Source organism: Mucilaginibacter sp. cycad4 (genome assembly GCF_034263275.1).
GTDB lineage: Bacteria > Bacteroidota > Bacteroidia > Sphingobacteriales > Sphingobacteriaceae > Mucilaginibacter.
Genome location: NZ_CP139559.1, coordinates 2,186,587 through 2,209,662, shown reverse-complemented (window position 1 = coordinate 2,209,662; position 23,076 = coordinate 2,186,587). Strand labels below are relative to the sequence as shown.

23 protein-coding genes and 1 riboswitch are annotated in these 23,076 nt (G+C 42.1%); of the genes, 11 read left to right on the top strand and 12 right to left on the bottom strand.

Features of this window, described 5'->3' with window-relative positions; genetic code table 11:
• Positions 1-220: 220 nt before the first annotated feature.
• Positions 221-616: an SRPBCC family protein gene (locus SNE26_RS09000; RefSeq protein ID WP_321559022.1), complete on the bottom strand. Its 396-nt coding sequence runs from the start codon at positions 614-616 to the stop codon at positions 221-223.
• 96 nt (positions 617-712) lie between these two features.
• Positions 713-1,372: an orotate phosphoribosyltransferase gene (gene pyrE / locus SNE26_RS08995; protein ID WP_321559021.1), complete on the bottom strand. Its 660-nt coding sequence runs from the start codon at positions 1,370-1,372 to the stop codon at positions 713-715.
• Here pyrE and SNE26_RS08990 point away from each other — a divergent pair.
• Positions 1,371-2,009 carry an NUDIX domain-containing protein gene (locus tag SNE26_RS08990; RefSeq protein ID WP_321559020.1) on the top strand — a complete coding sequence of 213 codons (639 nt, stop codon included), beginning with the start codon at positions 1,371-1,373 and terminating at the stop codon, positions 2,007-2,009. The two genes, pyrE and SNE26_RS08990, sit on opposite strands and share 2 nt — an antisense overlap.
• Here SNE26_RS08990 and coaD read toward each other — a convergent pair.
• Positions 1,978-2,439 carry a pantetheine-phosphate adenylyltransferase gene (gene coaD, locus SNE26_RS08985; RefSeq protein ID WP_176626870.1) on the bottom strand — a complete coding sequence of 154 codons (462 nt, stop codon included), beginning with the start codon at positions 2,437-2,439 and terminating at the stop codon, positions 1,978-1,980. The two genes, SNE26_RS08990 and coaD, sit on opposite strands and share 32 nt — an antisense overlap.
• 122 nt (positions 2,440-2,561) lie before the next feature.
• Positions 2,562-3,137 (bottom strand): GDP-mannose pyrophosphatase NudK, encoded by a 576-nt coding sequence (gene nudK, locus SNE26_RS08980; protein ID WP_321559019.1) that lies wholly within the window; start codon positions 3,135-3,137, stop codon positions 2,562-2,564.
• A 60-nt stretch (positions 3,138-3,197) separates the two neighbouring features.
• On the opposite strand from nudK, the gene SNE26_RS08975 reads away from it, so the two are divergent.
• Complete coding sequence (locus SNE26_RS08975; protein ID WP_321559018.1) at positions 3,198-3,950, top strand: DeoR/GlpR family DNA-binding transcription regulator; 753 nt, start codon at positions 3,198-3,200, stop codon at positions 3,948-3,950.
• Here SNE26_RS08975 and rsmD read toward each other — a convergent pair.
• From rsmD to SNE26_RS08960, 3 genes are all read right to left on the bottom strand, one after another.
• Positions 3,947-4,483, bottom strand: a complete 537-nt coding sequence (gene rsmD / locus SNE26_RS08970) for a 16S rRNA (guanine(966)-N(2))-methyltransferase RsmD (RefSeq protein ID WP_321559017.1) — start codon at positions 4,481-4,483, stop codon at positions 3,947-3,949. The two genes, SNE26_RS08975 and rsmD, sit on opposite strands and share 4 nt — an antisense overlap.
• The gene (locus SNE26_RS08965) at positions 4,459-5,271 is read right to left on the bottom strand and encodes a DUF3822 family protein (RefSeq protein WP_321559016.1); all 813 of its coding nucleotides are present in this window, start codon (positions 5,269-5,271) and stop codon (positions 4,459-4,461) included. Before SNE26_RS08965 ends, rsmD begins: the two co-directional genes overlap by 25 nt.
• Before the next feature lie 68 nt (positions 5,272-5,339).
• On the bottom strand, positions 5,340-5,813 hold the full coding sequence (locus SNE26_RS08960; protein ID WP_321559015.1) for a hypothetical protein: 474 nt from the start codon (positions 5,811-5,813) through the stop codon (positions 5,340-5,342).
• A gap of 57 nt (positions 5,814-5,870) precedes the next feature.
• Here SNE26_RS08960 and SNE26_RS08955 point away from each other — a divergent pair, with 57 nt between their 5' ends.
• Both SNE26_RS08955 and SNE26_RS08950 read left to right on the top strand, forming a co-directional pair.
• Complete coding sequence (locus tag SNE26_RS08955) at positions 5,871-7,292, top strand: AAA family ATPase (protein WP_321559014.1); 1,422 nt, start codon at positions 5,871-5,873, stop codon at positions 7,290-7,292.
• A gap of 89 nt (positions 7,293-7,381) precedes the next feature.
• Complete coding sequence (locus SNE26_RS08950) at positions 7,382-7,819, top strand: DUF5675 family protein (RefSeq protein ID WP_321559013.1); 438 nt, start codon at positions 7,382-7,384, stop codon at positions 7,817-7,819.
• Between the two features lie 267 nt (positions 7,820-8,086).
• On the opposite strand, the gene SNE26_RS08945 is transcribed toward SNE26_RS08950, so the two are convergent.
• Positions 8,087-9,427: a HAMP domain-containing sensor histidine kinase gene (locus SNE26_RS08945; protein ID WP_321559012.1), complete on the bottom strand. Its 1,341-nt coding sequence runs from the start codon at positions 9,425-9,427 to the stop codon at positions 8,087-8,089.
• Positions 9,428-9,615: 188 nt separating this feature from the next.
• Between SNE26_RS08945 and SNE26_RS08940 the strand changes: the two genes are divergently transcribed.
• Positions 9,616-10,047 carry a hypothetical protein gene (locus SNE26_RS08940; RefSeq protein ID WP_321559011.1) on the top strand — a complete coding sequence of 144 codons (432 nt, stop codon included), beginning with the start codon at positions 9,616-9,618 and terminating at the stop codon, positions 10,045-10,047.
• Positions 10,048-10,413: 366 nt separating this feature from the next.
• Complete coding sequence (gene clpB, locus SNE26_RS08935; protein WP_321559010.1) at positions 10,414-13,032, top strand: ATP-dependent chaperone ClpB; 2,619 nt, start codon at positions 10,414-10,416, stop codon at positions 13,030-13,032.
• Between the two features lie 86 nt (positions 13,033-13,118).
• Here clpB and SNE26_RS08930 read toward each other — a convergent pair whose 3' ends face one another.
• From SNE26_RS08930 to SNE26_RS08915, 4 genes are all read right to left on the bottom strand, one after another.
• Entirely contained in the window at positions 13,119-14,357 is a 1,239-nt protein-coding gene (locus tag SNE26_RS08930; protein WP_321559009.1) for a homoserine dehydrogenase, read from the bottom strand.
• The gene (gene metX / locus SNE26_RS08925; protein ID WP_321559008.1) at positions 14,357-15,412 is read right to left on the bottom strand and encodes a homoserine O-acetyltransferase; all 1,056 of its coding nucleotides are present in this window, start codon (positions 15,410-15,412) and stop codon (positions 14,357-14,359) included. The genes SNE26_RS08930 and metX overlap by 1 nt, the downstream gene beginning before the upstream one ends.
• Before the next feature lie 154 nt (positions 15,413-15,566).
• Entirely contained in the window at positions 15,567-16,886 is a 1,320-nt protein-coding gene (locus tag SNE26_RS08920) for an O-acetylhomoserine aminocarboxypropyltransferase/cysteine synthase (RefSeq protein ID WP_321559007.1), read from the bottom strand.
• 243 nt (positions 16,887-17,129) lie between these two features.
• Positions 17,130-17,240: riboswitch (SAM riboswitch) on the bottom strand.
• Between the two features lie 189 nt (positions 17,241-17,429).
• Positions 17,430-18,548: an aminotransferase class V-fold PLP-dependent enzyme gene (locus SNE26_RS08915; RefSeq protein WP_321559006.1), complete on the bottom strand. Its 1,119-nt coding sequence runs from the start codon at positions 18,546-18,548 to the stop codon at positions 17,430-17,432.
• A gap of 99 nt (positions 18,549-18,647) precedes the next feature.
• Between SNE26_RS08915 and SNE26_RS08910 the strand changes: the two genes are divergently transcribed.
• The 5 genes from SNE26_RS08910 to SNE26_RS08890 all read left to right on the top strand — a co-directional run bounded on the left by SNE26_RS08910 (position 18,648) and on the right by SNE26_RS08890 (position 22,918).
• On the top strand, positions 18,648-19,166 hold the full coding sequence (locus SNE26_RS08910) for a hypothetical protein (protein ID WP_321559005.1): 519 nt from the start codon (positions 18,648-18,650) through the stop codon (positions 19,164-19,166).
• Positions 19,167-19,259: 93 nt separating this feature from the next.
• Positions 19,260-20,453 (top strand): aminofutalosine synthase MqnE, encoded by a 1,194-nt coding sequence (gene mqnE / locus SNE26_RS08905; protein ID WP_321559004.1) that lies wholly within the window; start codon positions 19,260-19,262, stop codon positions 20,451-20,453.
• 86 nt (positions 20,454-20,539) lie between these two features.
• Positions 20,540-21,166, top strand: coding sequence for a histidine phosphatase family protein (locus SNE26_RS08900; protein WP_321559003.1), 627 nt, complete (start codon positions 20,540-20,542; stop codon positions 21,164-21,166).
• Between the two features lie 13 nt (positions 21,167-21,179).
• Positions 21,180-21,923 carry a menaquinone biosynthesis protein gene (locus SNE26_RS08895; RefSeq protein ID WP_321559002.1) on the top strand — a complete coding sequence of 248 codons (744 nt, stop codon included), beginning with the start codon at positions 21,180-21,182 and terminating at the stop codon, positions 21,921-21,923.
• 182 nt (positions 21,924-22,105) lie between these two features.
• Positions 22,106-22,918, top strand: a complete 813-nt coding sequence (locus SNE26_RS08890) for an SDR family oxidoreductase (RefSeq protein ID WP_321559001.1) — start codon at positions 22,106-22,108, stop codon at positions 22,916-22,918.
• Positions 22,919-23,076 lie beyond the last annotated feature (158 nt).

Here is a 23,076-nt window from a genome sequence, read left to right as displayed (position 1 = left end):
AAAGTATATTTAATACGTTTTAAAGCTACATCCAACTAATTATAATATAATGGTACAGCCTTTGACTAACATACAATATAACAATTTATTTAAATTATTTAACAATGGTCATGGGAGCATTAATTATAGGTTTAATTATCATCAATGTGGTAATAGCCATCAACAATACACAAAAACGCAAAGTATATTAATATATAAGCTTTACTGCAATGCTGCAGGCTTAGTTTAAAATATTAAATAAGCTTTGTGTTTCATGGTCGGCTAATTTTTGAAGCGGGCCGGATGCCAGCATTTTCATCATCATGCTAAGCTCTGCGCCAATGGTGAATAAAACATCAGTATGGTCGTTATTGAAAGATAACGACCATTTTAGTTCCAGGTTAAATGGTGGTTTCTCCGCCGGTATGATCCTTATCAGTTGATCTGGAACACGCTCCTCAATTTTCAAAGCAAGCTTGGCCATATTCTGGATACTGAAGCGGGCTTCATCCCGGGTAGATGTCCACTCCTGGATATTATCGGGCATCAGTTGCCGGTGATTGTTAAAATCGGCCAGGAAATCGTAAACCTCTGTTAAAGGCTTGTTAATGCTTATCGTACTGGTGAATGTATTCATAAACAGATGTGAGATATTAGATGTGAGATTTGAGACAAATTATACGTTTTGTAAAAAAATCAACGTAATCATATAAATCTAAAAAACTCAGCGGTGTTAACTTGCAGCTATTTCGCCCCAGGTTGATGGGTTTTCGCGCCATTGTTTGAGCAGGTTTACATCTTTTTCGTTAATGAACTGGTGCTCTTCTGCGTATTTAATAAGTGCGTTATAGTTTGATAGGGTTACGTAAGGGCAGTTAGCCTGTTTAAAGTTTTCGTCGGCAATGTCAAAACCATAAGTAAATATGGCAGCAAGGCCGGCAACGTCGTAACCTGCTGCACGCAGGGCTTCAACAGCCTGCAGGCTGCTTTTACCGGTTGAAAGCAAGTCTTCAATTACTACCACACGTTTGCCGGATGTAGTAGGGGCGTCGCCCTCAATCATGCTGCCTGTGCCATGCTCTTTTGGTTTTGAACGCACATAGATAAAAGGAAGGCCTAATTCTTGTGCCACTAATGCGCCTTGCGGGATGCCTGCAGTTGCTACACCTGCGATGCAGCCAACCGAACCAAATTTTTCCTGTATGGCTGCAACTAACTGCTGCCTGATGTAAGTGCGGATGGTTGGATGAGAAAGTGTAACGCGGTTATCGCAGTAAATTGGAGATTTCCAGCCCGATGCCCATGTAAAAGGATTATTGGGTTGTAATTTAATTGCTTTAATTTGCAGCAGGAATTCGGCTACTTGTTGTTCGATCTCATTATTAGTAAACATGGCTCAAAAATACAGAATTTATATTAACGAAAAGGTTATCCTGCTCACAGAATCTGAACCAAAGCATGCAGATAATTTTGAAAGGCTTGATGCAGAGACCTTTGACCTCAAAATTATATACACCTGGATCCTCGCTAACCCCAATAAATTGTTTTATATAAAAACAGCCAATGCCAGGGTATATTTTAAAGCTGTTAAGAAAAACATTACACTTATTGAAGCGGCGGGCGGCCTGGTTATGAACACTAAGGGGCAGTATTTATTTATTTACCGCAATGACAAATGGGACCTGCCCAAAGGCAAAATAGAAAAAGATGAAAAGGTAAAAGAAGCGGCAGTGCGTGAGGTAGAGGAGGAGTGCGGTATAAAAGTAAGCGAACTGGGAGAAAAAATTTGTAAAACCTACCACGTATATGTGAACCGCGGCGAAGTAGTGCTTAAGAAAACGCATTGGTTTGCCATGAAAAGCAAGGGTAAAGAAAAACTAAAACCTCAAAAAGAGGAGGGTATTACCGATGTGCGCTGGTTTGAGCACGAGCACATTGAACCAATAGTTGAAAATACCTTTCCATCTATTATGGACGTATTGCACAAGGAAAAGCTGGTTACAAATAAGGTAATGCCTCTTTCGGAATAAACTGGCTTACATCGCCATTATAACGGATGATCTCCCGCACAATGGTTGAACTGATGGATGAATAGCCCGGCTTGCTTACAATAAAGATACTTTCAATATCGGGCGCCAGCGAATGGTTCATCTGGGCGATCGCTTTTTCGTATTCAAAATCAGATACAGTACGGATCCCCCTGATCATGTAGGCAGCGCCTATGCTCTTGCAAAAATCCACGGTAAGGCCTTCATAAGCTATCACATGGATCCGTTCATCGTGCGCAAAAACGGCCCTGATCATTTGTTCGCGCTGCTCAACACTTAGCAACCCCTTCTTACTGCTGTTTACACCAATGCCGATATAAAGCTTATCAAAAAGTTCGACGGATCGTTTCACAATATCAACGTGAGCTTTGGTAAGCGGATCAAATGAACCTGGAAAAAGGGCTATTTTCATGCAGTAAAATTAGCGATTAGTTGATTGGGTTGCTTAAGTGAACGGTTGTTTTTTGCCTTTTATCGGCATTATTTTAATAAAGCGGCAGTGTATCTAACAAGATGGACCATTCACCTGATCAACTAAACCAACGAAGCTAATTGAGCATACTGTAAAAGCATAATTGTTTTGCCATCTTTTATTTCCCCGGTTTTTACCATTTGCAGGGCTTCGCTGAACGGGATTTCCAAAACCTCAATATTTTCATTTTCGTGAGCAAGGCCGCCGCCATCGCTAACTTTCATTTCTTTGGCATATTCGGCTACAAAAAAGTAAAGGATTTCGGTAACAGAGCCCGGCGACATGTAAGCTTCATAAACCTTTTTAACATCCGTTATTTTATAACCTGTTTCTTCCTCGGTTTCCTTGCGGATACAATCTTCCGGATTGTCCTTATCAAGCAAACCTGCGCAGCATTCAATCAGCATTCCGTCAGGATTTCCGTTGATATAAGTTGGCAGCCTGAATTGCCTGGTTAATATTACCGATCCCTGTGCTTTATTATAAAGCAAAATGGTTGCACCGTTGCCGCGGTCATAAGCCTCACGGCTTTGCACAGATTTGCTTCCATTGCTTTCGGTAGCTTCATAAGTTACCTTTCTTAATACGTACCAGTTATCCGATAAAATTTCTGTGCTAAGGAGGTTAATTTGCTTCATTTTTATTTGATCGTTTTTGATTAATATTGATTATTTTTGAACGAAAATAAGATTAATAAAATGAATTTTCCAAAAAGAAAACAAAAAATAATTGAGCAGCTCAGTCAAAGCGGAGAGGTAGATATAAAGCAATTGGCTGTTGCACTGAGCATTTCAGAAATTACAATACGGCGCGATCTGAACCAATTGGCAGCAGATGGATTGCTTTATCGTACTCATGGAGGAGCAACAAAAGTTAATCCCCATGAAAAACCACATAGCTTTGTGAACAAAAGCGCACAAAACGCCGTAGTCAAAGATGCTATTTGCCGCCGGGCGGCATCACAAATCAATGACGGTGATATTATTTTTATGGATTGCGGTAGCACTGTTTTCAGGCTTTGCCAGTTCATTAAAAACAAGAAGATAAAGGTTATAACAAACTCATTACCTGTTATATATGAGCTACAGGATAGCGCTGTGAGTATCAATATAATAGGAGGGGAGCTGGATAAGGAGCGACAAGCTGTACATGGCACCATTGCCATTGAGCATATCCAAAAGTACAGGGCAACCAAAGCTTTTTTGGGTGTCGACGGTATTTCGGAAACAGGGTTGTTTGCTAATAGCGAACATGAAGCATCCATTACAACTGCTTTCGCAGCAAACAGTGCTTACACCTATATTCTTTGCGATTCCGGTAAAATTGGAAAAGAAACCTACCTTAACTTTGCAGGCTTAGATATCATCAATGCGATCATCACAGATGCAGATCCCGACCAGCTAAAGGGATTTAAAGAAAGCGGGATAGTTGTTTTAAAGGCAGATATCTAAACCGGCCTAAAAAATGAAAATGAAGAATGCCCGTATTTTCTTTGCTCCACAAAAGCCGGATGATTGCTCAAATTTTGAAGCGATTGGTGTTCAACAATTAACAGGCCATCAGGTTTAAGCAGGCTCTTTTCAAAAATAACTTTTGGCAAATCGGGGATCCTGTTCAGATCATACGGCGGATCCGCAAATATCAGATCGTACTGTTCCGTTTCAATATTCAGGTATTTGAATACATCCTCACGGTAAGTTTTTATTTGTGTAAGCTTATGCTGACGTGAGGTATCTTTAAGATAATTAACGCAATGAATACTCCTGTCAACAGATATAACTTCCGAAGCTCCGCGTGAAGCAAACTCAAGTGAAATGTTGCCCGTGCCGCTAAACAGGTCAAGTACTTTAATGCCTTCAAACTCAATTTGATTAAGCAGGATATTAAATAAAGCCTCCTTTGCCAAATCGGTTGTAGGGCGAACGGGAAGATTTTTAGGTGGATTAAGCCTTAAGCCTTTTAAACTGCCTCCGATAATGCGCATAATGAAAGAGCCGCTATTGATAACACCCTGTGAGCTACCACCTCTGCAGGTAATTGTAATACACGTAAATTATTAACTTCGGCCCCTCTAAAAAATTCGGCCAGGCGGCTTAGTCCTTTACTGTTGGCTTCAATGTTACCGCTTACATATAAGCCGGTATATTTAGCATCAAGGTTAAGTTCATTGGCAACCAGCACGGCAAAATAAACCAGTTCATCATCCCCAATAAAATCAAATGAATTATAAAAACGCAGTTTGTCGGATGCAAAATGAGCTATCTCCACCTTTTCTTTTTCAATATTGAGGTAAAGGCAGTCATTGCCGGGATTGTTTTGAGCAATGGCAGCTAACCAGCCTTTTGATGTAAAAACCGTATTACGGATGCCAAATTCTTCTGCGGCATTCACAATGGTTTCGCTGGTATTGTACACAATAATATTTTCCTTGTCCAATACCTGGGCTACAACCTTGCTGTTGGCTTTCACATCCAGGAAACGGGCCAGGTTTGGCAGGCGTTCATCGCTAAACAATTCTGCAGGCATAAGCGTAAAGCTGTGGGCTGGTAAGCCGATAATAATTTGCCTGTACTTGGCCGATAGAAGGTCAAGTAGTTCCTGCGGATCACTTAGCTCATCAAATGGATAATTTTCGGCCCAGGCTATTAGCTTGCCGTTTTCAGCAATGGCGTACGAAAACGAATTGCTTTCTACCTGTATTAATAAGGTATAATCTTCAGTTTTATCCAAACTAAAGTTATCATCATGGTAAGTATAATTGTGTTCGTTCATACCGGTTTTAACAAAAGTAATATTTTTTGGCAGATAGAGTAATTACTGCAGCCCAAATTGGTATGCTATTATAAAATGCGGGTTAACAACATCAGGAGGATAAATATCAGGATTGGCAGCCCTACCGGTTTGGGATAATAATCATTATCCGGAAAATACCTCCTGAAAAAAAACTGGCTAAGGATTAATGCACCAATCAGCCCAAAACCTATATTAAGGCCTGCTACGGAAAGCATTGCAGTAATTTGCGCAGGCGTTGGCTGGCCACCTTTTGCCGTTGCGTTCATGGCATCAACAACCTGTTGCAGGTTAACGCCCGAATGCAGTATTACAAAATAGGAGAGATATGAAAAGAACAAAACAAAGGCCAGCACTGCCGGAACAGCTTTTTTATACCCGGCATTGTATAAGTTAATAACCAGCAGCACACCGCCAAATATCAGGTTAAAAAACGAAAACCAAAATATCGCCCTTTTGGAGTAAATATCTACATAATCATCTTCGTTGTATTTTTCTTCCTCTTTGTTTTCGTCAAATTCCATGGCCCAAATGTAAAACTAATCTTACTGAATTAAATTACTTATCAGCATTTTTGCAGGGTGTCAAGTCCCGATCATATCCGCCAGTCATTTCCGCATGAGCCAACAGGCCAGCAAACGGAGCTTTTTAGCAAGCTGCATACTTTTTTAAAAAGTACCGAAGGCGACGAATGCTTTATTCTGAAAGGCTATGCCGGCACCGGGAAAACCACTATAGTAGGTGCGCTGGTAAAAGCATTGAAGCATTATAATTATAAGGCCGTATTGCTGGCGCCAACAGGCCGTGCCGCCAAAGTGATTACCAATTACTCCGGCCGCAAAGCCTTTACTATCCATAAACGTATCTACCGTAAAAAATCGGCTTTAACTATTGATGATGGTTTTGCCCTTGCCGATAACCTGGCCAGCGATACCCTTTTTATTGTTGATGAGGCCTCCATGATCTCGGATGAGGCAATGGGCAGCAACCAGGTATCATTGTTGTTCGATTTACTGCGATACGTTTATAACGATAAAAACTGCAAGCTGATACTGGTAGGGGATACTGCCCAGTTGCCCCCCGTAGGTGCCGATAGCAGTCCTGCGCTTGATGAGCAGGTAATGAACGGCAAGTTTGGCGTTACGATATTTAAATATGAGCTCACTGAGGTATTGAGGCAGCAAAAAGATTCGGGCATATTATTCAATGCAACCAATATCCGCGACCTGATCCGCACCGAAACCATCGAAGCACCTAAAATTGTTACCAAAGGGTTTAAGGACGTTTTCAGGATGACAGGTGAGCGGTTGCCCGAAGGTTTGGAATATGCCTATCGTAAATACGGCTATGACCGTACGCTTATCATTTGTCGCTCAAATAAAAATGCCAACTTGTATAACGGGCAGATCCGCAACCGTATTTTGTACCGGGAGGAGGAACTTACCGGCGGCGACCAGATCATGATAGTAAAGAACAATTACTTTTGGCTGCAGGATAAGGATGAGAACAGTACCGCATTTATTGCCAATGGCGATATTGCCCGCATTGTAAAAGTACGCCGTACTGAAGAGATGTACGGTTTTCGTTTTGCCGATGTGCAGCTGGAATTTATTGACTACGCCGAAGACCCAACCCTTGATTGTAAGGTGCTACTTGATACGCTCTATGCGGATTCGCCCGCATTGAACCAGGAAGATCAGAAACGGTTTTACCAGGAAGTAATGAAGGATTACGAACATTTACCTAATAAAAGGGCCATGCACAATGAGCTGAAGCTCAATCCTTATTACAATGCCTTGCAAATTAAATTTGCCTATGCCATTACCTGCCATAAAGCCCAGGGCGGCCAGTGGGATGCAGTTTTTGTTGACCAGGGCTATGTAACCGATGAAATGATCAATATGGATTTTTTGCGTTGGTTTTATACAGCTCTCACCCGCGCTACTACCGAACTGTTTTTGGTTAACTTTGACAATAGGTTTTATAAGTTAAAGGAAGAATAATTAATAAAAACGAATATGATTTTTGTATTTTAAATTATTGATAATTAGGTTTTTAATTACTAATATTAAGCAATTAAAAACCCAATATCATGAACCTAAACTTAAAACTCGAACGCAAAATCAAAACCAAACAATCAACCATTGGCGAACTATCAATAAACGGTGTATTTGAATGTTTTATACTGGAGGATGTAGACAGAGGATTGAACAGCAAAATGACACCCGCCGAAATTGCTTCGATCAAGATCAAAACGCAAACAGCCATCCCTACAGGAACCTATAATGTAGTCAAATTTTTCAGCCCCAAACACAACGAAAACCTGCCATTATTAGAGAATGTACCCGGTTTCGCCGGAATTGAGATCCATGTTGGCAATTTTGCAAAAGATACCGACGGCTGCCTTCTACCGGGTGATGACAAAGGAGTTGATGCTGTTCTGCATAGTACAGTTGCTACTGCTAAACTCCATACAAAGATCTTTGATGCACTTAAGGCAGGTGGGGTTGTTACTATTGAGGTTGTTTAATATAACAAATTGAAAATGCCTGAAGGTGAAATGACACCCCACACCGTCATGCCGAACTTGTTTCGGCACCCCATAGGACAAGTAGACGATTTGCTCAGCGTGATTACATAGCGAGTAGGGTGTTGAAACAAGTAATCAACATGACCACAATTTTATTATGTTCATAGGTAATTTGTTTCAGCGCCCCACAAGAAAAGTTGGTGATTTGCTTAGCATGTGAGGTATTGATCCGCCAGCCGGCGGACAACATGACGATAATTTAATATTCTAAAGCGAATTAACTGCCGGCAGCGTGATCCTGAATGTTGATCCTTGTCCTTCGGTACTGGTAACGCTGATGGTGCCTTTATGCTTTTCAATAATCTGGCGTACAATACTCAAGCCAAGCCCGGTCGACTTTTCGCCACGTAAACCGGTTCGGCCTGCTTTTGAAAATTGGTTAAAAATCTCCGGCAGCATAGCGGCAGGGATGCCCATGCCGTAATCCTGAACTTCAATAACTACGGTATCATTTTGTTTAAGCAGGCGTACATCTACATTATCCCGGTCTTTTGAAAATTTCACCGCGTTACTGATCAGGTTATCAATAACCCGGTGGAATTTTTCGTGGTTTATGAGTGCATGGGCAACACTTACCGAACTGCTGAACAGTACATTAACCTTGCTTCCCAGTTGCAATTTCCATTCATTTACGATGGTATTAAGCCATTGGTTAAGCTCGATGTTTTGAGTTTCAATAACTGCGATATTCTCATTGCGGGCGGCCTCCAATAAATCATCAATAATACTCCGGGCTTTTACGCACGATGCCTTCATCATATTGATGTTGTCCTGCGTTTCCTCGTCAACTTCATCAAGTTCCATCATCATGGCAATTGACTCAACGGCAGCTATCGGGTTACGCAGGTCATGGGCAACCATACCCAACACCTGGTTTTTAAACTCGCTTGCTTTTTCTATTTCCGCGTTTTTTTCGCGGATCTCTATCACCTGAAAATAATAGTTGGCTTTGTAGGAAAAAAAGTACCTTGATATAAAATAAAAGCCTGAAAGCAAGATAGCTGAAATCAACTGGTTATACAACATATCCGTGGCCGGCGTCTGACTGTAAAATAGCAGAGAAGTAAAAAAAAGCTCAATGGCAATAAGCAGCAATACAGTTTCATAATATTCCAAAACAACTATCACGCTGATTAAGCTTAGTGCAACAAGATATAAGGTGAGGGCATTACTCGGATTGGAGGTGGCTATAAAGCTGGAATACATGCCGCAAACAATAATATAAAGCGCAAACAAAAACACAAGCAATGACATGCCTGTTGTAGCGTTTTTATGGCTTTTAAATCTAACGATAAAAAGGTTACTGGCTATCAGGAAAATTGGGGTTACAATAATGAAAACCCAGTTACTGAAATTAAACTCAGGGAAATTTTGTGCTTTGGTTAAACTAACCGGGAATACAAGGTAAAGGATGCGAATGATGACATTAAGCAGCAAAAATATCATACTGGCGCCCCTGATAGCCACCAGGTTCTGGTAAGTATAATGATCGCGGTATTGCGACCGGTATTTGATTGGAAGACTGTTAAAAAAGAAATGGGTATTCAATTATATTTTATGGATTAAACAAAATTATGAAAATATTTTCAAATAATGTAACAAAAATGTGACAAAGCATGGTTAACCCTATTACTAAATATTGGGTCAAAGAACATATAAGCCTATTTTGATGAACCTTAATTGTTTTTTAAAAAGGGATAAATAATTTACACATCATAAACCAAAATCACATGTTAATGAAATCTCTTAAATCTATCGCAATTCTAATTACTGTATTAACAAATTTTTCCTGCAAAACTGTAGAAAGGGCTAATCAGAAGGAAATTAAACCGTTTGTAGGTATTTGGAAGGATACAACCAATCCGGGATCTCAAGTCGTATTCAGGTCGGACGGCAGCTTTTATAACATTGCAAAAGAAAATAATGTGCAGATTGTTACACACAGCGGTACTTTTAAAGTCTTATCCGACAGTATTTATGTATTGACGATTATAGATGCGAGGCCCAACGCCACATATGATCTCAAAGGAAGGCAGTATGCCAATTATTACACGTTAAGCAGCAATAAAAAAACGATGAAGACAAGTGGCGTGGTTGACGGAAGAAATGGCGGAAAAGGACTTGCCTGGACCTGCAATTTAGTTAAAGTTGATAAATTGGATAATTAAACCCGCGGCTGGCTGACTAAAAGCCCTCGTTACATTATAAGCCCTCCATTTATAGACAACAAGAATTGCACCCTCGCAATTATCTTTATCCGTTACACAATATTTCACTAACAGGCAAGCCCACGCCTGTCTGTTAGTGAGGTGTTTGTTAAGCTCATCTGCGCTATTTAGCGTCCTTAATATCTTCACTTGACGCATACTTTTATTATTATTTTACTGTATTAAACGACAAATTGCCTCGTACTATTGTTAATATTAACGCCTAAATTGCTAATAATCATGGCAAAGTGTCATTGTTGTTTAATTTTAAACGACAATTTTTCACTATGGATACTATGGCCGATAATTTGATCAACACTGAGTACTATGAATTTTAACAACTTTACCATAAAAGCTCAGGAAGCCGTACAAAAGGCATCTGAAATTGCTGTTGGTAACCAACAGCAAGCTATTGAGACCGCGCATCTGCTTAAAGGCTTATTGCTGGTTGATGAAAACGTAATTACCTATTTATTAAAGAAACTAAATGTTAACCTGAACAGGTTAAATGATACGTTAGATGCGCAAATTGCATCCTTCCCCAAAGTAAGCGGGAGTAATGTATATCTTTCGTCTGAAGCAAATTCAGCTTTGCAAAAAGCTTCAGGATATTTAAAAGAATTTAAAGACGAATTTGTATCAGTTGAGCATGTACTGTTGGGCATTTTGGCAGCTGGTGGTGCGGTAAGCACTATTCTGAAAGATTCGGGCGTTAATGAAAAAGACCTGAAAAAAGCCATTGTTGAACTACGCGGCGATAGCAAAGTAACTGATCAAAACGCCGAAGCAACTTACAATGCCCTCAACAAATACGCCCGTAACCTGAACGAATACGCCGGCTCGGGCAAGCTCGACCCGGTTATTGGCCGCGACGATGAAATTCGCCGTGTTATCCAGATCCTTTCGCGCCGTACCAAAAACAACCCGATTTTGGTTGGTGAGCCCGGTGTTGGTAAAACTGCTATTGCCGAAGGGATCGCCTTCAGGATCATCAAAGGCGATGTGCCCGAAAGCCTGAAAACCAAAGTAGTATACTCATTGGATATGGGTGCACTGATAGCAGGTGCCAAGTACAAGGGGGAGTTTGAAGAACGGTTAAAAGCAGTTATAAAAGAAGTTACTCAAAGCGATGGGGAAATCATACTGTTTATTGATGAGATCCATACCTTGGTAGGTGCAGGCGGGGGAGAAGGCGCTATGGATGCGGCCAATATCTTAAAACCTGCCCTGGCCCGTGGTGAGCTTCGTTCAATTGGTGCTACAACTCTTAACGAGTATCAGAAGTATCTTGAAAAAGATAAAGCTTTGGAACGCCGCTTCCAAAAAGTGATGGTTGAAGAACCTGATGCTGCTGATGCTATATCTATTTTACGTGGCCTGAAAGAACGCTATGAAACCCACCACAAAGTGAGGATTAAAGACGAAGCGATCATCGCTTCTGTCGAAATGTCACAGCGCTACATTTCCGACAGGTTTTTACCGGATAAGGCCATCGACCTTATGGACGAGGCTGCTTCAAAACTTCGGTTGGAAATGGACTCGGTACCGGAAGTAGTTGATGAGCTTGAGCGCCGCATTATGCAATTGGAAATTGAGCGTGAAGCTATTAAACGTGAAAAGGACGACCGTAAGGTTGCCGAACTGAGCGAGGAAATAGCCAACCTCTCGCAACAGCGTGATTCCTTACGTGCCAAATGGAAAGGCGAAAAGGATCTTGTCGACGGTATTAATACTAAAGTTGAGCTGATTGAAAATTATAAGCTGGAAGCTGAACAAGCCGAACGTGCCGGCGATTATGGCAAGGTAGCGGAGTTACGCTATGGTACTATAGTAGAAGCCCAGGCCGAGGTTGAAAAGCTAAAAGCTGCCCTGCTTGAAAATCAGAGCGACAGCCGCATGCTGAAAGAAGAGGTTACTGCCGATGATATTGCCGGTGTAGTGAGCCGCTGGACAGGCATCCCGGTAAGCAAAATGATCCAGAGCGAACGCGAGAAACTGCTTAACCTTGAAGATGAACTGCACAAGCGTGTTGCAGGACAGGAAGAGGCTATAGAAGCTATAAGTGATGCTATCCGCCGTAGCCGTGCAGGTTTGCAGGATAAACGCAGACCAATTGGCTCGTTCATATTTTTGGGAACAACCGGTGTAGGTAAAACCGAGCTGGCAAAGGCTTTGGCCGAGTACCTGTTTAACGACGAAGGCGCGTTGGTGAGGATAGATATGAGCGAATACCAGGAACGTCATGCTGTGTCAAGGCTGATAGGAGCGCCTCCGGGCTATGTTGGATATGATGAAGGCGGGCAGTTAACAGAAGCCGTTCGTCGCAAGCCTTACAGCGTAGTACTGCTGGACGAAATTGAAAAAGCCCATCCTGATGTGTTCAACATCCTGTTGCAGGTTTTGGATGATGGCCGGTTGACCGATAATAAAGGCCGCGTGGTGAATTTTAAAAATACCATCATCATCATGACCTCGAACATCGGTTCAAATATCATCCAGGAAAATTTCCAAAACCTGGAGGATGAGAACCGCGATGAACTGGTGGCAAAAACAAAGAACGAGTTGTTTAACCTGTTAAGGGTAACCATTCGTCCGGAGTTTTTGAACAGGATAGATGAGATTATCATGTTTACCCCGCTAAACCGCGATGAAATTCATGATATTGTTAAACTGCAATTTAAACATGTACAGCAAACCCTTGCCGAGATGGGCGTAACTATCGAGGCATCCGACGAAGCTTTGGATTGGCTGGCGCAATTAGGTTATGATCCGCAATTTGGCGCACGTCCGTTAAAACGTGTGATCCAGAAAAAGATCCTGAACGAGTTGAGTAAACAGATCCTGGCCGGTACGGTAGATAAAGACAGCGTTATCAAAATTGATATGTTTGATAATCAGTTTGTGTTCCTTAACTCGGCTAAAGAAGCCGCGGAACCGGCTAAATAAGTTTATAATAACAAAATAAATACATAATAGAAAAAGGCTTCCCAATTTGAGAAGCCTTTTTCTATTATTAACAACCGGAGAATCTATTAAAAAACTTCGGCTGTTTGTTGTTTAGTTACCGATGCCAAGCTGACCCCCGTAAGCTGATCGGCAAAGGCTACGAAAGCCTTACTCTCAGATATACGATGTTGATTAGCGATCAGATTTTGCAAATTGATTTTTCCTATCACAAATTTATAACTACCTGAATAATAACGCTCATTAATGTGTTCAAAGTTCAATGCTTCAACCAGTTCTTCATCATCATAACGCAGATAAATGGTTAATTCGATGTTATTGGTAAAATTAAGATCTGTTTTTTCTTTAGCTTTTTTGTATTCGTACTGGTAGTTATAACGCAATGCGGCAATATCCGACAGTACGGCCGAACCGGTAGGGTGGCCACCTGCGCCTTTCCCGAAAAAGAATTGCTGATCGGCAAAGGCAGCCTGCACAGTTACACCATTGTATTCGTACTCAACGTTGTATAAAAACTCTTTATCGTTCACAAATTTGGGCAATACAAACAGGGCAACGTTGCGGTCGTCAAGTTCTTTAGCTACGGGTACCAGTTTAATTTTGAGGTTTTTCTCACGTGCATATTGCAGATCAGCAGCGGCAAGGTTTTGGATGCCCAGGTTAAATACCTCGTCAGGCTGTACAACAACGCCATAAGCGTGGGCAGCAGCAATAACCAGCTTATACTTGGCGTCAAAACCGCCGACATCACTGGTTGGGTCAGTTTCGGCAAAGCCGAGGTCCTGCGCTTGTTTCAATGCACTGTCGTAATCAAGCCCTTCAATAAAACCTTTTGAAAGAATATAGTTTGATGAGCCGTTGAAAATGCCGCTTATCGAGTGCAACAATTCATTATCATAGTACTCTTCTAAATTGCGGATAATAGGGATGCTACCGCAAACTGCGCCTTCATACAATAGCGATGTGCCATATTGATGCTGGATGTCGATCAGTTCGTCCAAATGCAGGGCGATCATTTTTTTACTGGCAGATACCACGTTCTTGCCCGATTTTAAAGCCCTTGAAACAATTTCAAAAGCGGCTTCAGTATCATTGATGAGCTCAACTATAGTATTGATCTCGGGGTTATTGAGCAGTTCTTCCTTATCGGTAGTAAATAAATGTGCCGGTAAAGAACGTTTTTTATTTGGATCCTTAATAGCAAATTTTACTATCTCGATATTTAAATGCTTTGTTTTGATGATATCATATAAACCCTGGCCTACAACTCCAAATCCGAAGAGGCCGATATTTAACTTTTTACTCATTACGCTGTACGTTGCAGTTCTATAATTTTTCCTTTCACATCGGTTTTAAAAAACGATGTAAATATGTTTGTTAATGCTTCTGTTTCAATTAAAAATCCGTCATGCCCATAAAACGAGTCCAGTTCGGCAAAGGCAGCTTTGGGGATATGCCTGAACAGGTATTGCTGCTCCTCAACAGGGAATAAAACATCTGATGAGATACCGATAACCAAAGTTTTTGCTTTGATGAGGCTCAAGGCTTTATCAACCCCGTGACGGCCGCGGCCTACATTGTGCGAATCCATCACTTTGGTCAGGTACCAATAGCTATAAGCGTTAAAGCGGTTCACCAGCTTTTGACCCTGGTAATTTTGGTATGATGAAGAGCGGAAATTGTCCTGTACATCGTCGGCTTCTTCCTGCTGGGTAATACCGTAAGTTTTATAAGTACGATAACTTAAAAGCGCAATACTGCGCGCGGCTTTTAAGCCTTTCTGACCGCCTTCGGGCGTATTGGCATAAAAGGTGCGGTCGGCAGTAATAGCTAAACGCTGCGATTCGTTAAAGGCAATGCCCCATGGCGAGTGTTTAGCGTTGGTAGCTATCAGGATCAGATTTTTGATCCGCTCTGGTTCAATAATAGCCCATTCCATAGCCTGCTGCCCACCTAATGAACCGCCAATCAATACACTGATATTATTGATGTTTAAATGTTCGGCAAGCAACTGGTGCGCTTTAACCATATCTCTTGTAGTAAACTGGGGATATGAAAGATAATAAGGCTGCCCGGTAACCGGGTTAATGCTCAACGGACTGGTAGTACCATAAGGCGAACCCAAAATATTGGCGCAAACTATAAAATGCTCTTCGGGGTTGAAAAAGTAGCCCTCACCAATAAGTCCCTTCCACCAGTCAAACACATCGCTGTTGGCTGTGAGCGCATGGCAAACCCAAACAACGTTATTTTTTTCCTTATTTAACCTGCCGTATGTATGAAAGCCTATCTCTAAGCCCTCAAGCTGCCGGCCCGATTCAAATTCAAAAGTATCAGTGTATTTAAATATCTCTGCGTTCATTCTTGTTATTTGTCACGCTGTGTTAAGTCGAAAGTCTTTAGTTTGAAGTCGAAAGTCAAACATTTTAAAGATTTGACTTCGGGCTGTAGACTTAGAACTTAAGACTTAACTACACGTAACGTTTACTATATCACTTAAAAAAAACTATACATTGTTAAACTAATTCACCCTCACTTGCCCTAATCTTCGCAAAAGCCTGCTCAAAATCGGCTTTGATATCGTCAATATGCTCAATGCCAACAGCTACACGCAATGATGCTGGTGTAACACCGGCAGCTAATTGCTCTTCAGCAGATAATTGCTGATGTGTGGTTGCCGATGGCTGGATGATCAGCGTTTTTGCATCGCCCACATTGGCTAAATGGCTTACCAGTTTCAGGTTGTTGATCACCTGGCTGGCCTGCTCTTTACTCCCCTTAATCTCGAATGACAATACGCCGCCAAAACCATTTTTTAAATATTTTTTTGCAAGCTCGTGGTACGGTGATGATTCCAGTCCCGGGTAATTTACGCTTGCCACCTGCGGATGCTGCTCCAGCCATTTGGCTAATTGCAGGGCATTGTCAACGTGGCGCTGTACACGCAGTGACAGCGTTTCCAGTCCCTGGATATTCAACCATGAATTAAATGGCGCCTGAGAGGGACCGAAATCTCTCAAGCCCTCAACACGGGCGCGGATAATAAATTGAATATTGCCAAACGGACCGCCGATACCAAATACATCGTTAAATATCAGTCCGTGGTAACCTTCAGATGGCTCTGTAAATTGCGGGAACTTGCCATTGCCCCAGTTGTAATTACCGGCGTCAATTATAACACCGCCAATACTGGTGCCATGCCCGCCAATCCATTTGGTTGTCGACTCAACAACTACGTTAGCGCCATGTTCGATAGGGCGGAAGAGGTAACCACCCGCGCCGAAGGTATTATCAACAATTAATGGCAGATCATGTTTTTTGGCAACTTCGCTCACCTTGTCAAAATCGGCAATGGTAAAGCCGGGATTACCTATGGTTTCCAGGAAAATTGCTTTTGTTTTATCATCAATAAGTGCTTCAATGCTTGCCGCGGTATCATCTTTGGCAAAGCGCGCATTGATACCCAAACGTTTAAATGCTACTTTAAACTGGTTATAAGTGCCACCATACAGGAAAGGGGAAGTAACAAAGTTATCGCCAACCTGTAAAATATTATTCAGGGCAAGAAACTGTGAGGCCTGGCCCGATGCTGTTGCCAGCGCAGCCACCCCGCCCTCTAAAGCTGCGATGCGTTTTTCAAATACATCGGTAGTGGGGTTCATGATGCGGGTGTAAATATTACCAAACTCTTTTAATGCAAACAGGTTAGCACCATGCTCGGCACTGTTAAATACGTATGAAGTAGTTTGGTAAATGGGCACAGCGCGTGAACCTGTGGTTGGATCAACTTCCTGGCCGGCGTGTAATTGTAAGGTTTCGAATTTTAAGGCAGACATAGTTGTAATTTTTTAATGTGTTTAATTTAGATTTTTAATGTTTAGATGGATTTGGAAAGCCGGTTTAAAAACAACCGGTTAACAACACGCTTTTCAGAGAATGAAAAATAGGAGCGTGCTAAGCATCAACAGCAGCAACACATACAAATACAGCCAATAGGGGAGCTAATATATTGTACGTTACCGTTTAAGGTGTAAAAAGTGTTGCGTTGCGTAAATTTAATTAAACTTTTCATGGTTATAAATTTATATTCCCCGGTGTTATTTGCCGGGACAGGAATTGGCACCTTCTTCAACATTGAAGGGTTGCCAGCGGGTCATTGAGCCTGATCTCTCGCCGCTTCTTTATAAATCAAAACCCGAACTATGTGCGGAGTATTGATCGACCTTGGTATCGCTACCAAATAATGTTGCGAATATAAGGGATTATGGGATAATGTACCAAATTTTATTTTTTTTGAGGTAAAAGGTTAAAGGCAAAAGGTAGTAGCGTTCGTGTAGATCGAAAATCCTTTTCTCACAAAACCTTTAACCTTTTGCCTTTTACCTCAATAAAGCCTGTTCCATATCAGCTATCAGATCATCAATATGCTCCAGCCCAACGGAAACCCTAAGCAGGTTTCGCGGTGTTTTTGTATCAGGGCCTTCAACGGTAGCCCGGTGTTCTATCAGGCTTTCAACACCGCCCAGGCTGGTTGCTTTAATGAATAGCTTAAGTTTATTAATAATGTTATGGGTATCGTTCTCATCACCTTTAATAGTAAAGGATAACATCCCACCAAAAGCCAGCATCTGATCTTTGGCAATATCGTGTTGCGGGTGCGATGGCAAACCAGGGTACATTACCTGTTCAACATTCGGATGTTGTTCAAGATATTCGGCAAGCAATTGGGCATTTTGTACATGGCCTTTTACACGGTACGGCAAGGTTTTGATACTGCGTACCAGGTAATAGCAGTCCATAGGCGAGGGGATAGCGCCACCCATTTCCTGCACCTGCCTGATTTTTGTCCACCAATCGTTCTTTTCGGCAGTAATCAAAACGCCGCCCATCAGGTCGCTGTGCCCGCCGAAGTATTTGGTGGCCGAGTGCATAACCATATCCGCGCCCAGCTCAAGCGGCCGCTGGCAAATTGGTGTTGCAAAAGTATTATCGCATAAAACTTTAATACCCTTTGCTTTGGCAATGGCAACTACCTTTTTAATATCGGTTATTTTAAGCAAAGGGTTTGAAGGCGTTTCTATCCAGATCAAACCTGTTTCGGGTTTAATGTGCTGCTGCAAAACTTCCGGATCGTTCACATCGATAAAATCGAAGGTAAGGATCCCGGCGAAAAGGGTTTTAAGCTGGTTGCGCAGGCCGTGATACATATCATCGGGCGCAATTATATGGGTGCCAGGCTCCAATGATTGAAATACCGACATCCCGGCCGCATTGCCCGATGAAAAGGAAGCCGCTTCAACACCGCCCTCTAACTTAGCCAGCACATGCTCCAATGCATGGCGGTTGGGGTTTGATGAACGGCTGTAAATATAACCCGCCGGGAAACCGCCATCCTCACCGCGCTCAAACGTGGTTGACATAATAATGGGTTGTATCACGGCCCTTGTTGCTTCATCAACGTGGTTACCGGCGTGTATGGCTATAGTTTCAGTTTTCATGGTATTGTATTATGATATCGGCCAAAATAAACAAGAATATTTGTTTTTAGCTGTAGCGTTTTTATATTTTTTGCCGAATAGGTTTAAAAACCAAACCACATGAAAAAATGCCTTATCTTCCTGTTTGCTATTATAGGGCTATATGCCTGTAAAAAAGATGCCAATGATACAGCCTACGACAAAAGCTATAAAGCATGGCAAAACTTTAAGGCCGAAAGCAAAAACTCTTATACTTACACCGTTAATGCCGGTTCAATTTTTGGCTATGGCTCCGAAACAAAGATCACCGTTCAAAATGGCGCGGTAGTATCAAGAGATTATCTTTCATATACTTTAGAATATACAGCTGCAAATACTCCTCCAACAAAAAAAATAGGGGATCAATGGTATGAAGATAAAAATTCGTTAAACCAGCACGCCGCCGGTGCTGCGCCAATAACCCTGGACCAGGTTTATCAAAAAGCAAAGAACGAATGGCTTGCAGCAGATAAGAAAAAGAACACCATTTATTTTGAAACCAATAATGATGGTATGATCTCAATAGCCAGCTATGTACCCAATGGCTGCCAGGATGATTGCTCAACAGGCATCGCTATAAGCGAAATCAAGGCTCTGTAACTTTATTGTAATTTACCGTGAAATTTGGCCGATATGTGTCATAACGCATATTACTTTTATGCTTTTTAGTACCTTTGGTCAAATTTTTAATTGATGCATAATTCAGATAATTTACAGTTTTTACTTAACGATCCGAATTTATCTGCTGATTTAAAGCATATTGCTCAAAAAGTTCTTGACAAACAACGCATCACTTTTGATGAAGGCGTTTTGCTTTACGAGCAGGGCGAACTTGGATATCTTGGCACTTTAGCCAATTACATTCGCGAGGAACGCCACGGCGATAAAACTTATTTTAACCGTAATTTTCATATTGAGCCAACCAATCTTTGCGTTTACGACTGCAAATTTTGTTCATACTCGCGCCTGCTGAAACAAAAATCAGAAGGATGGGAATATACCATGGATGAGATGTTCAACATGGTTGCCAAATATGACGGCGAGCCCGTTACCGAGGTCCATATTGTTGGCGGTGTGTTGCCGCAATATGATGTGCCTTTTTACCAGGAGCTTTTTGCCCGCATCCGTGCCCACCGCCCGGAACTGCATATCAAGGCGTTAACTCCGGTTGAATATCATTACATATTTAAAAAAGCAAAAATTGATTACGCCACTGGCATGCGCCTGATGCAGGAAGCAGGGCTGGACTCAATCCCCGGCGGCGGCGCGGAAATTTTCGACCCTGAAATAAGGGACCAGATCTCGAAAGATAAATGCACTGCCGATCAGTGGCTGGCTATTCATGAAGAGTGGCATAAGCTTGGCGGCCGTTCAAATGCAACCATGCTTTACGGGCATATTGAAGCATATAAACATCGTGTTGACCACATGGAGCGCCTGCGCCAGTTGCAGGATAAAACAGGCGGGTTCCAGACATTCATTCCGCTTAAGTTCCGTAACAAGGATAACCAGATGTCGCACGTACCCGAGGTTTCGGTAATTGAAGATTTGCGCAATTACGCTGTATCCCGCATCTACCTGGATAACTTTGATCATATCAAAGCCTACTGGGCCATGATCAGCCGTACTACAGCACAGCTTTCGCTTAATTTTGGCGTTGACGATATTGATGGAACGCTGGATGATACCACCAAAATATACTCAATGGCCGGTGCCGAAGAGCAGCATCCCGGCATGAGCACCAAACAGGTGGTAGAGTTAATTAAACACGTAAGCCGCCAGCCCATCGAACGTGATACATTATATAATGTAGTAACGGATTATACCAACTTTGAGTTTGGCGATGAGCCAAAGCCCCAGTACTACAAATTACCGGTTATTAATTGAAGCTAAAAGCTTAAAGCCGGAAGCTAAAAAGAAAAAACACAACAAGCAGGAAAGCTTTAAGCCTTGCGCTTTAAGCTTAAAGAAGAATGATACAAAAAACCTTATATATAGTACGCCACGGCCAAACTGAGTATAACAAACTTGGTATTATACAGGGCCGCGGAGTAGATACCGATTTAAATGACGAAGGCCGTAAACAGGCCTGCCAGTTTTTTGAGGCTTATAAAACAGTCCCGTTTGATAAAATTTATATATCGGCATTAAAGCGCACCCAGCAAAGTATCCAGCCTTTTATTGATCTGGGGATTCCTTATGAAAAGCTTCCGGGTTTGGATGAGCTGGCCTGGGGCATTCACGAAGGCCAGTCGCCAACTACCGATAATAAAGCCGCTTTTCTGCAGATTATGCGCGATTGGCTGGATGGTAAACTCGACAGCAAATTTGAAGGAGGCGAAAGTCCGCTTGAGGTTGAGGTACGCCAGCGCGAGGCCATGGAGGTGATCATGAGCCACCCTGAAGAAAAAAACGTGCTTATTTGTATGCATGGCCGTGCTTTACGCTTGTTGCTTTGCATCCTTACCGGCAAACCCTTATCCGAAATGGATACCTTCCCGCATCAAAACCTGGTATTATATAAGGTAACCTACAATGGCGAAAAATTTGAGATCATCGACTTTAATAACGCCGAACATCTAAAACATTCCGAAGAATAGAAATAGCGAATTTGTGAACAAGATCAGAATATCAGCAGTAAGCTACACTAATACCAAACCCTTTTTATACGGCATTCAACATACCGACATTATTAACAAAATTGACCTGAGCCTTGATATCCCGTCAGACTGTGCACAAAAGCTCATAGACGATGTGGTTGATATCGGTCTTATCCCGGTTGCAGCGGCATTGAGTTTGCCAAAATGGGAAATTGTTTCTGACTATTGCATTGGCGCAGTAGGCGCAGTAAACTCAGTTTTTATTTTCAGTAATTGCGATATTAAGGATGTAACCACTATTCAGCTTGATCCGCAATCGCGCTCATCAAATAACCTGGCCCGTGTGCTGCTTAAAAACCACTGGCAGGTAAATCCACAGCAGGTAATTAATGCGCCGGATTATGCTCAATCTACAGATGAACAAACCGCCTTTGTGCAAATAGGCGACCGTACCTTCGGCAAGAAGCAGCAATACAGATACGTTTACGACCTTGCCGAAGAATGGCAAAAAATGACCGGCCTGCCGTTCACCTTTGCAGCCTGGATAGCCAATAAACCTATCCCGCAGGAATTTATGGATGAGTTTAATGAGTCGTTAAAATACGGCCTTGACCACCGGGAAGAGCTGTTTAAAGAATTAACCATGCGCGATGATTTTGACCTGGTTGACTACCTGATGGTTAAAATAGATTATGATTTAACAGCGGAAAAGAAGAAAGCCCTGTACATGTTTCATGATTATATAAAGGCGTTGTAATTTGTCGTCCGTTTCTTCAAAAGCGTCATTGCGAGGCACGAAGCAATCCCCGATTAGCAGGTTCGCCCTGTATAGTTCGCGATTGCTTCGTGCCTCGCAATGACGGGGAGAAATCCCGGTTCAGACAAAAACAATTCCCCTCTCAATTCAATTGCTTATCTTAAACACAAAAACGTTTATCTATGAGCAATAACCCCCAACTATTAAAAGGACAAGCGGCGTTGGTAACTGGTGCCGATAGCGGCATTGGTAAAGGCGTAGCGTTGGCAATGGCCGCTGCCGGAGCCAAACTACTGATTAACTATGCCCATAATAAAGCTGCCGCCGATGATGTGGTTGGCCAGATCAGGGCATCAGGCGGCGAGGCATTTGCATTCCGGGCTGATGTGAGCCACGAAGAAGAGGTAAAAGCCATGTTTGCCGAAATATTTAAGCAATACGGCACTATCGATATCCTTGTAAATAATGCCGGTTTGCAAAAAGATGCCAGATTGGTTGATATGACGCTTGATGACTGGAACAAAGTGATCAGTATTAACTTAACCGGCCAGTTTCTTTGTGCCAGGGAGGCTGCCAGGGAGTTTATAAAACGCGGTGTTGTTGAAGGAGGAAGCAAAGCCGCGGGCAAGATCATCTGCATGAGCAGCGTACATGAAGTAATTCCCTGGGCGGGCCATGTAAATTACGCAGCCAGTAAGGGCGGTATTATGATGTTTATGAAAAGTATAGCACAGGAACTTGCCCCGCATAAGATAAGAGTGAATGGGATAGGGCCGGGTGCTATACAAACACCTATTAATAAGGAAGCCTGGGAAACCCCGGAGGCTATGGATAAGTTATTGACCCTTATCCCTTACAACCGGATTGGCCAGCCGGACGATATTGGAAAACTGGCAGTTTGGCTGGCATCCGACGAGTCGGATTACATTACCGGAGTGACAATTTTTGCGGATGGGGGCATGACTTTATATCCCGGCTTCGCAGATAACGGCTAAATGACATTTCAGTGACAACATAAATCGGTTTAGCAAAACAAAAACGCCATTAATTGGCGTTTTTTCTTTTAGATATTGTAAAATATACACTAAGGTAATTGACAAAATTTAAATTTTGAAGCTATAAAAGGCTATAATTATTAAATATTCATAAAAGT

Coding starts and splice junctions, on each gene's coding strand:
- SNE26_RS08915 (WP_321559006.1), bottom strand. CDS start 18,548: ATGAAAACTGAAACTATAGCCATACACGCCGGTAACCACGTTGATGAA.
- SNE26_RS08975 (WP_321559018.1), top strand. CDS start 3,198: ATGAATTTTCCAAAAAGAAAACAAAAAATAATTGAGCAGCTCAGTCAA.
- SNE26_RS09000 (WP_321559022.1), bottom strand. CDS start 616: ATGAATACATTCACCAGTACGATAAGCATTAACAAGCCTTTAACAGAG.
- SNE26_RS08990 (WP_321559020.1), top strand. CDS start 1,371: ATGGCTCAAAAATACAGAATTTATATTAACGAAAAGGTTATCCTGCTC.
- coaD (WP_176626870.1), bottom strand. CDS start 2,439: ATGAAAATAGCCCTTTTTCCAGGTTCATTTGATCCGCTTACCAAAGCT.
- mqnE (WP_321559004.1), top strand. CDS start 19,260: ATGCATAATTCAGATAATTTACAGTTTTTACTTAACGATCCGAATTTA.
- rsmD (WP_321559017.1), bottom strand. CDS start 4,483: ATGCGCATTATCGGAGGCAGTTTAAAAGGCTTAAGGCTTAATCCACCT.
- SNE26_RS08965 (WP_321559016.1), bottom strand. CDS start 5,271: ATGAACGAACACAATTATACTTACCATGATGATAACTTTAGTTTGGAT.
- SNE26_RS08940 (WP_321559011.1), top strand. CDS start 9,616: ATGAAATCTCTTAAATCTATCGCAATTCTAATTACTGTATTAACAAAT.
- SNE26_RS08890 (WP_321559001.1), top strand. CDS start 22,106: ATGAGCAATAACCCCCAACTATTAAAAGGACAAGCGGCGTTGGTAACT.
- nudK (WP_321559019.1), bottom strand. CDS start 3,137: ATGAAGCAAATTAACCTCCTTAGCACAGAAATTTTATCGGATAACTGG.
- pyrE (WP_321559021.1), bottom strand. CDS start 1,372: ATGTTTACTAATAATGAGATCGAACAACAAGTAGCCGAATTCCTGCTG.
- metX (WP_321559008.1), bottom strand. CDS start 15,412: ATGAACGCAGAGATATTTAAATACACTGATACTTTTGAATTTGAATCG.
- SNE26_RS08900 (WP_321559003.1), top strand. CDS start 20,540: ATGATACAAAAAACCTTATATATAGTACGCCACGGCCAAACTGAGTAT.
- SNE26_RS08920 (WP_321559007.1), bottom strand. CDS start 16,886: ATGTCTGCCTTAAAATTCGAAACCTTACAATTACACGCCGGCCAGGAA.
- SNE26_RS08930 (WP_321559009.1), bottom strand. CDS start 14,357: ATGAGTAAAAAGTTAAATATCGGCCTCTTCGGATTTGGAGTTGTAGGC.
- SNE26_RS08910 (WP_321559005.1), top strand. CDS start 18,648: ATGAAAAAATGCCTTATCTTCCTGTTTGCTATTATAGGGCTATATGCC.
- SNE26_RS08950 (WP_321559013.1), top strand. CDS start 7,382: ATGAACCTAAACTTAAAACTCGAACGCAAAATCAAAACCAAACAATCA.
- clpB (WP_321559010.1), top strand. CDS start 10,414: ATGAATTTTAACAACTTTACCATAAAAGCTCAGGAAGCCGTACAAAAG.
- SNE26_RS08960 (WP_321559015.1), bottom strand. CDS start 5,813: ATGGAATTTGACGAAAACAAAGAGGAAGAAAAATACAACGAAGATGAT.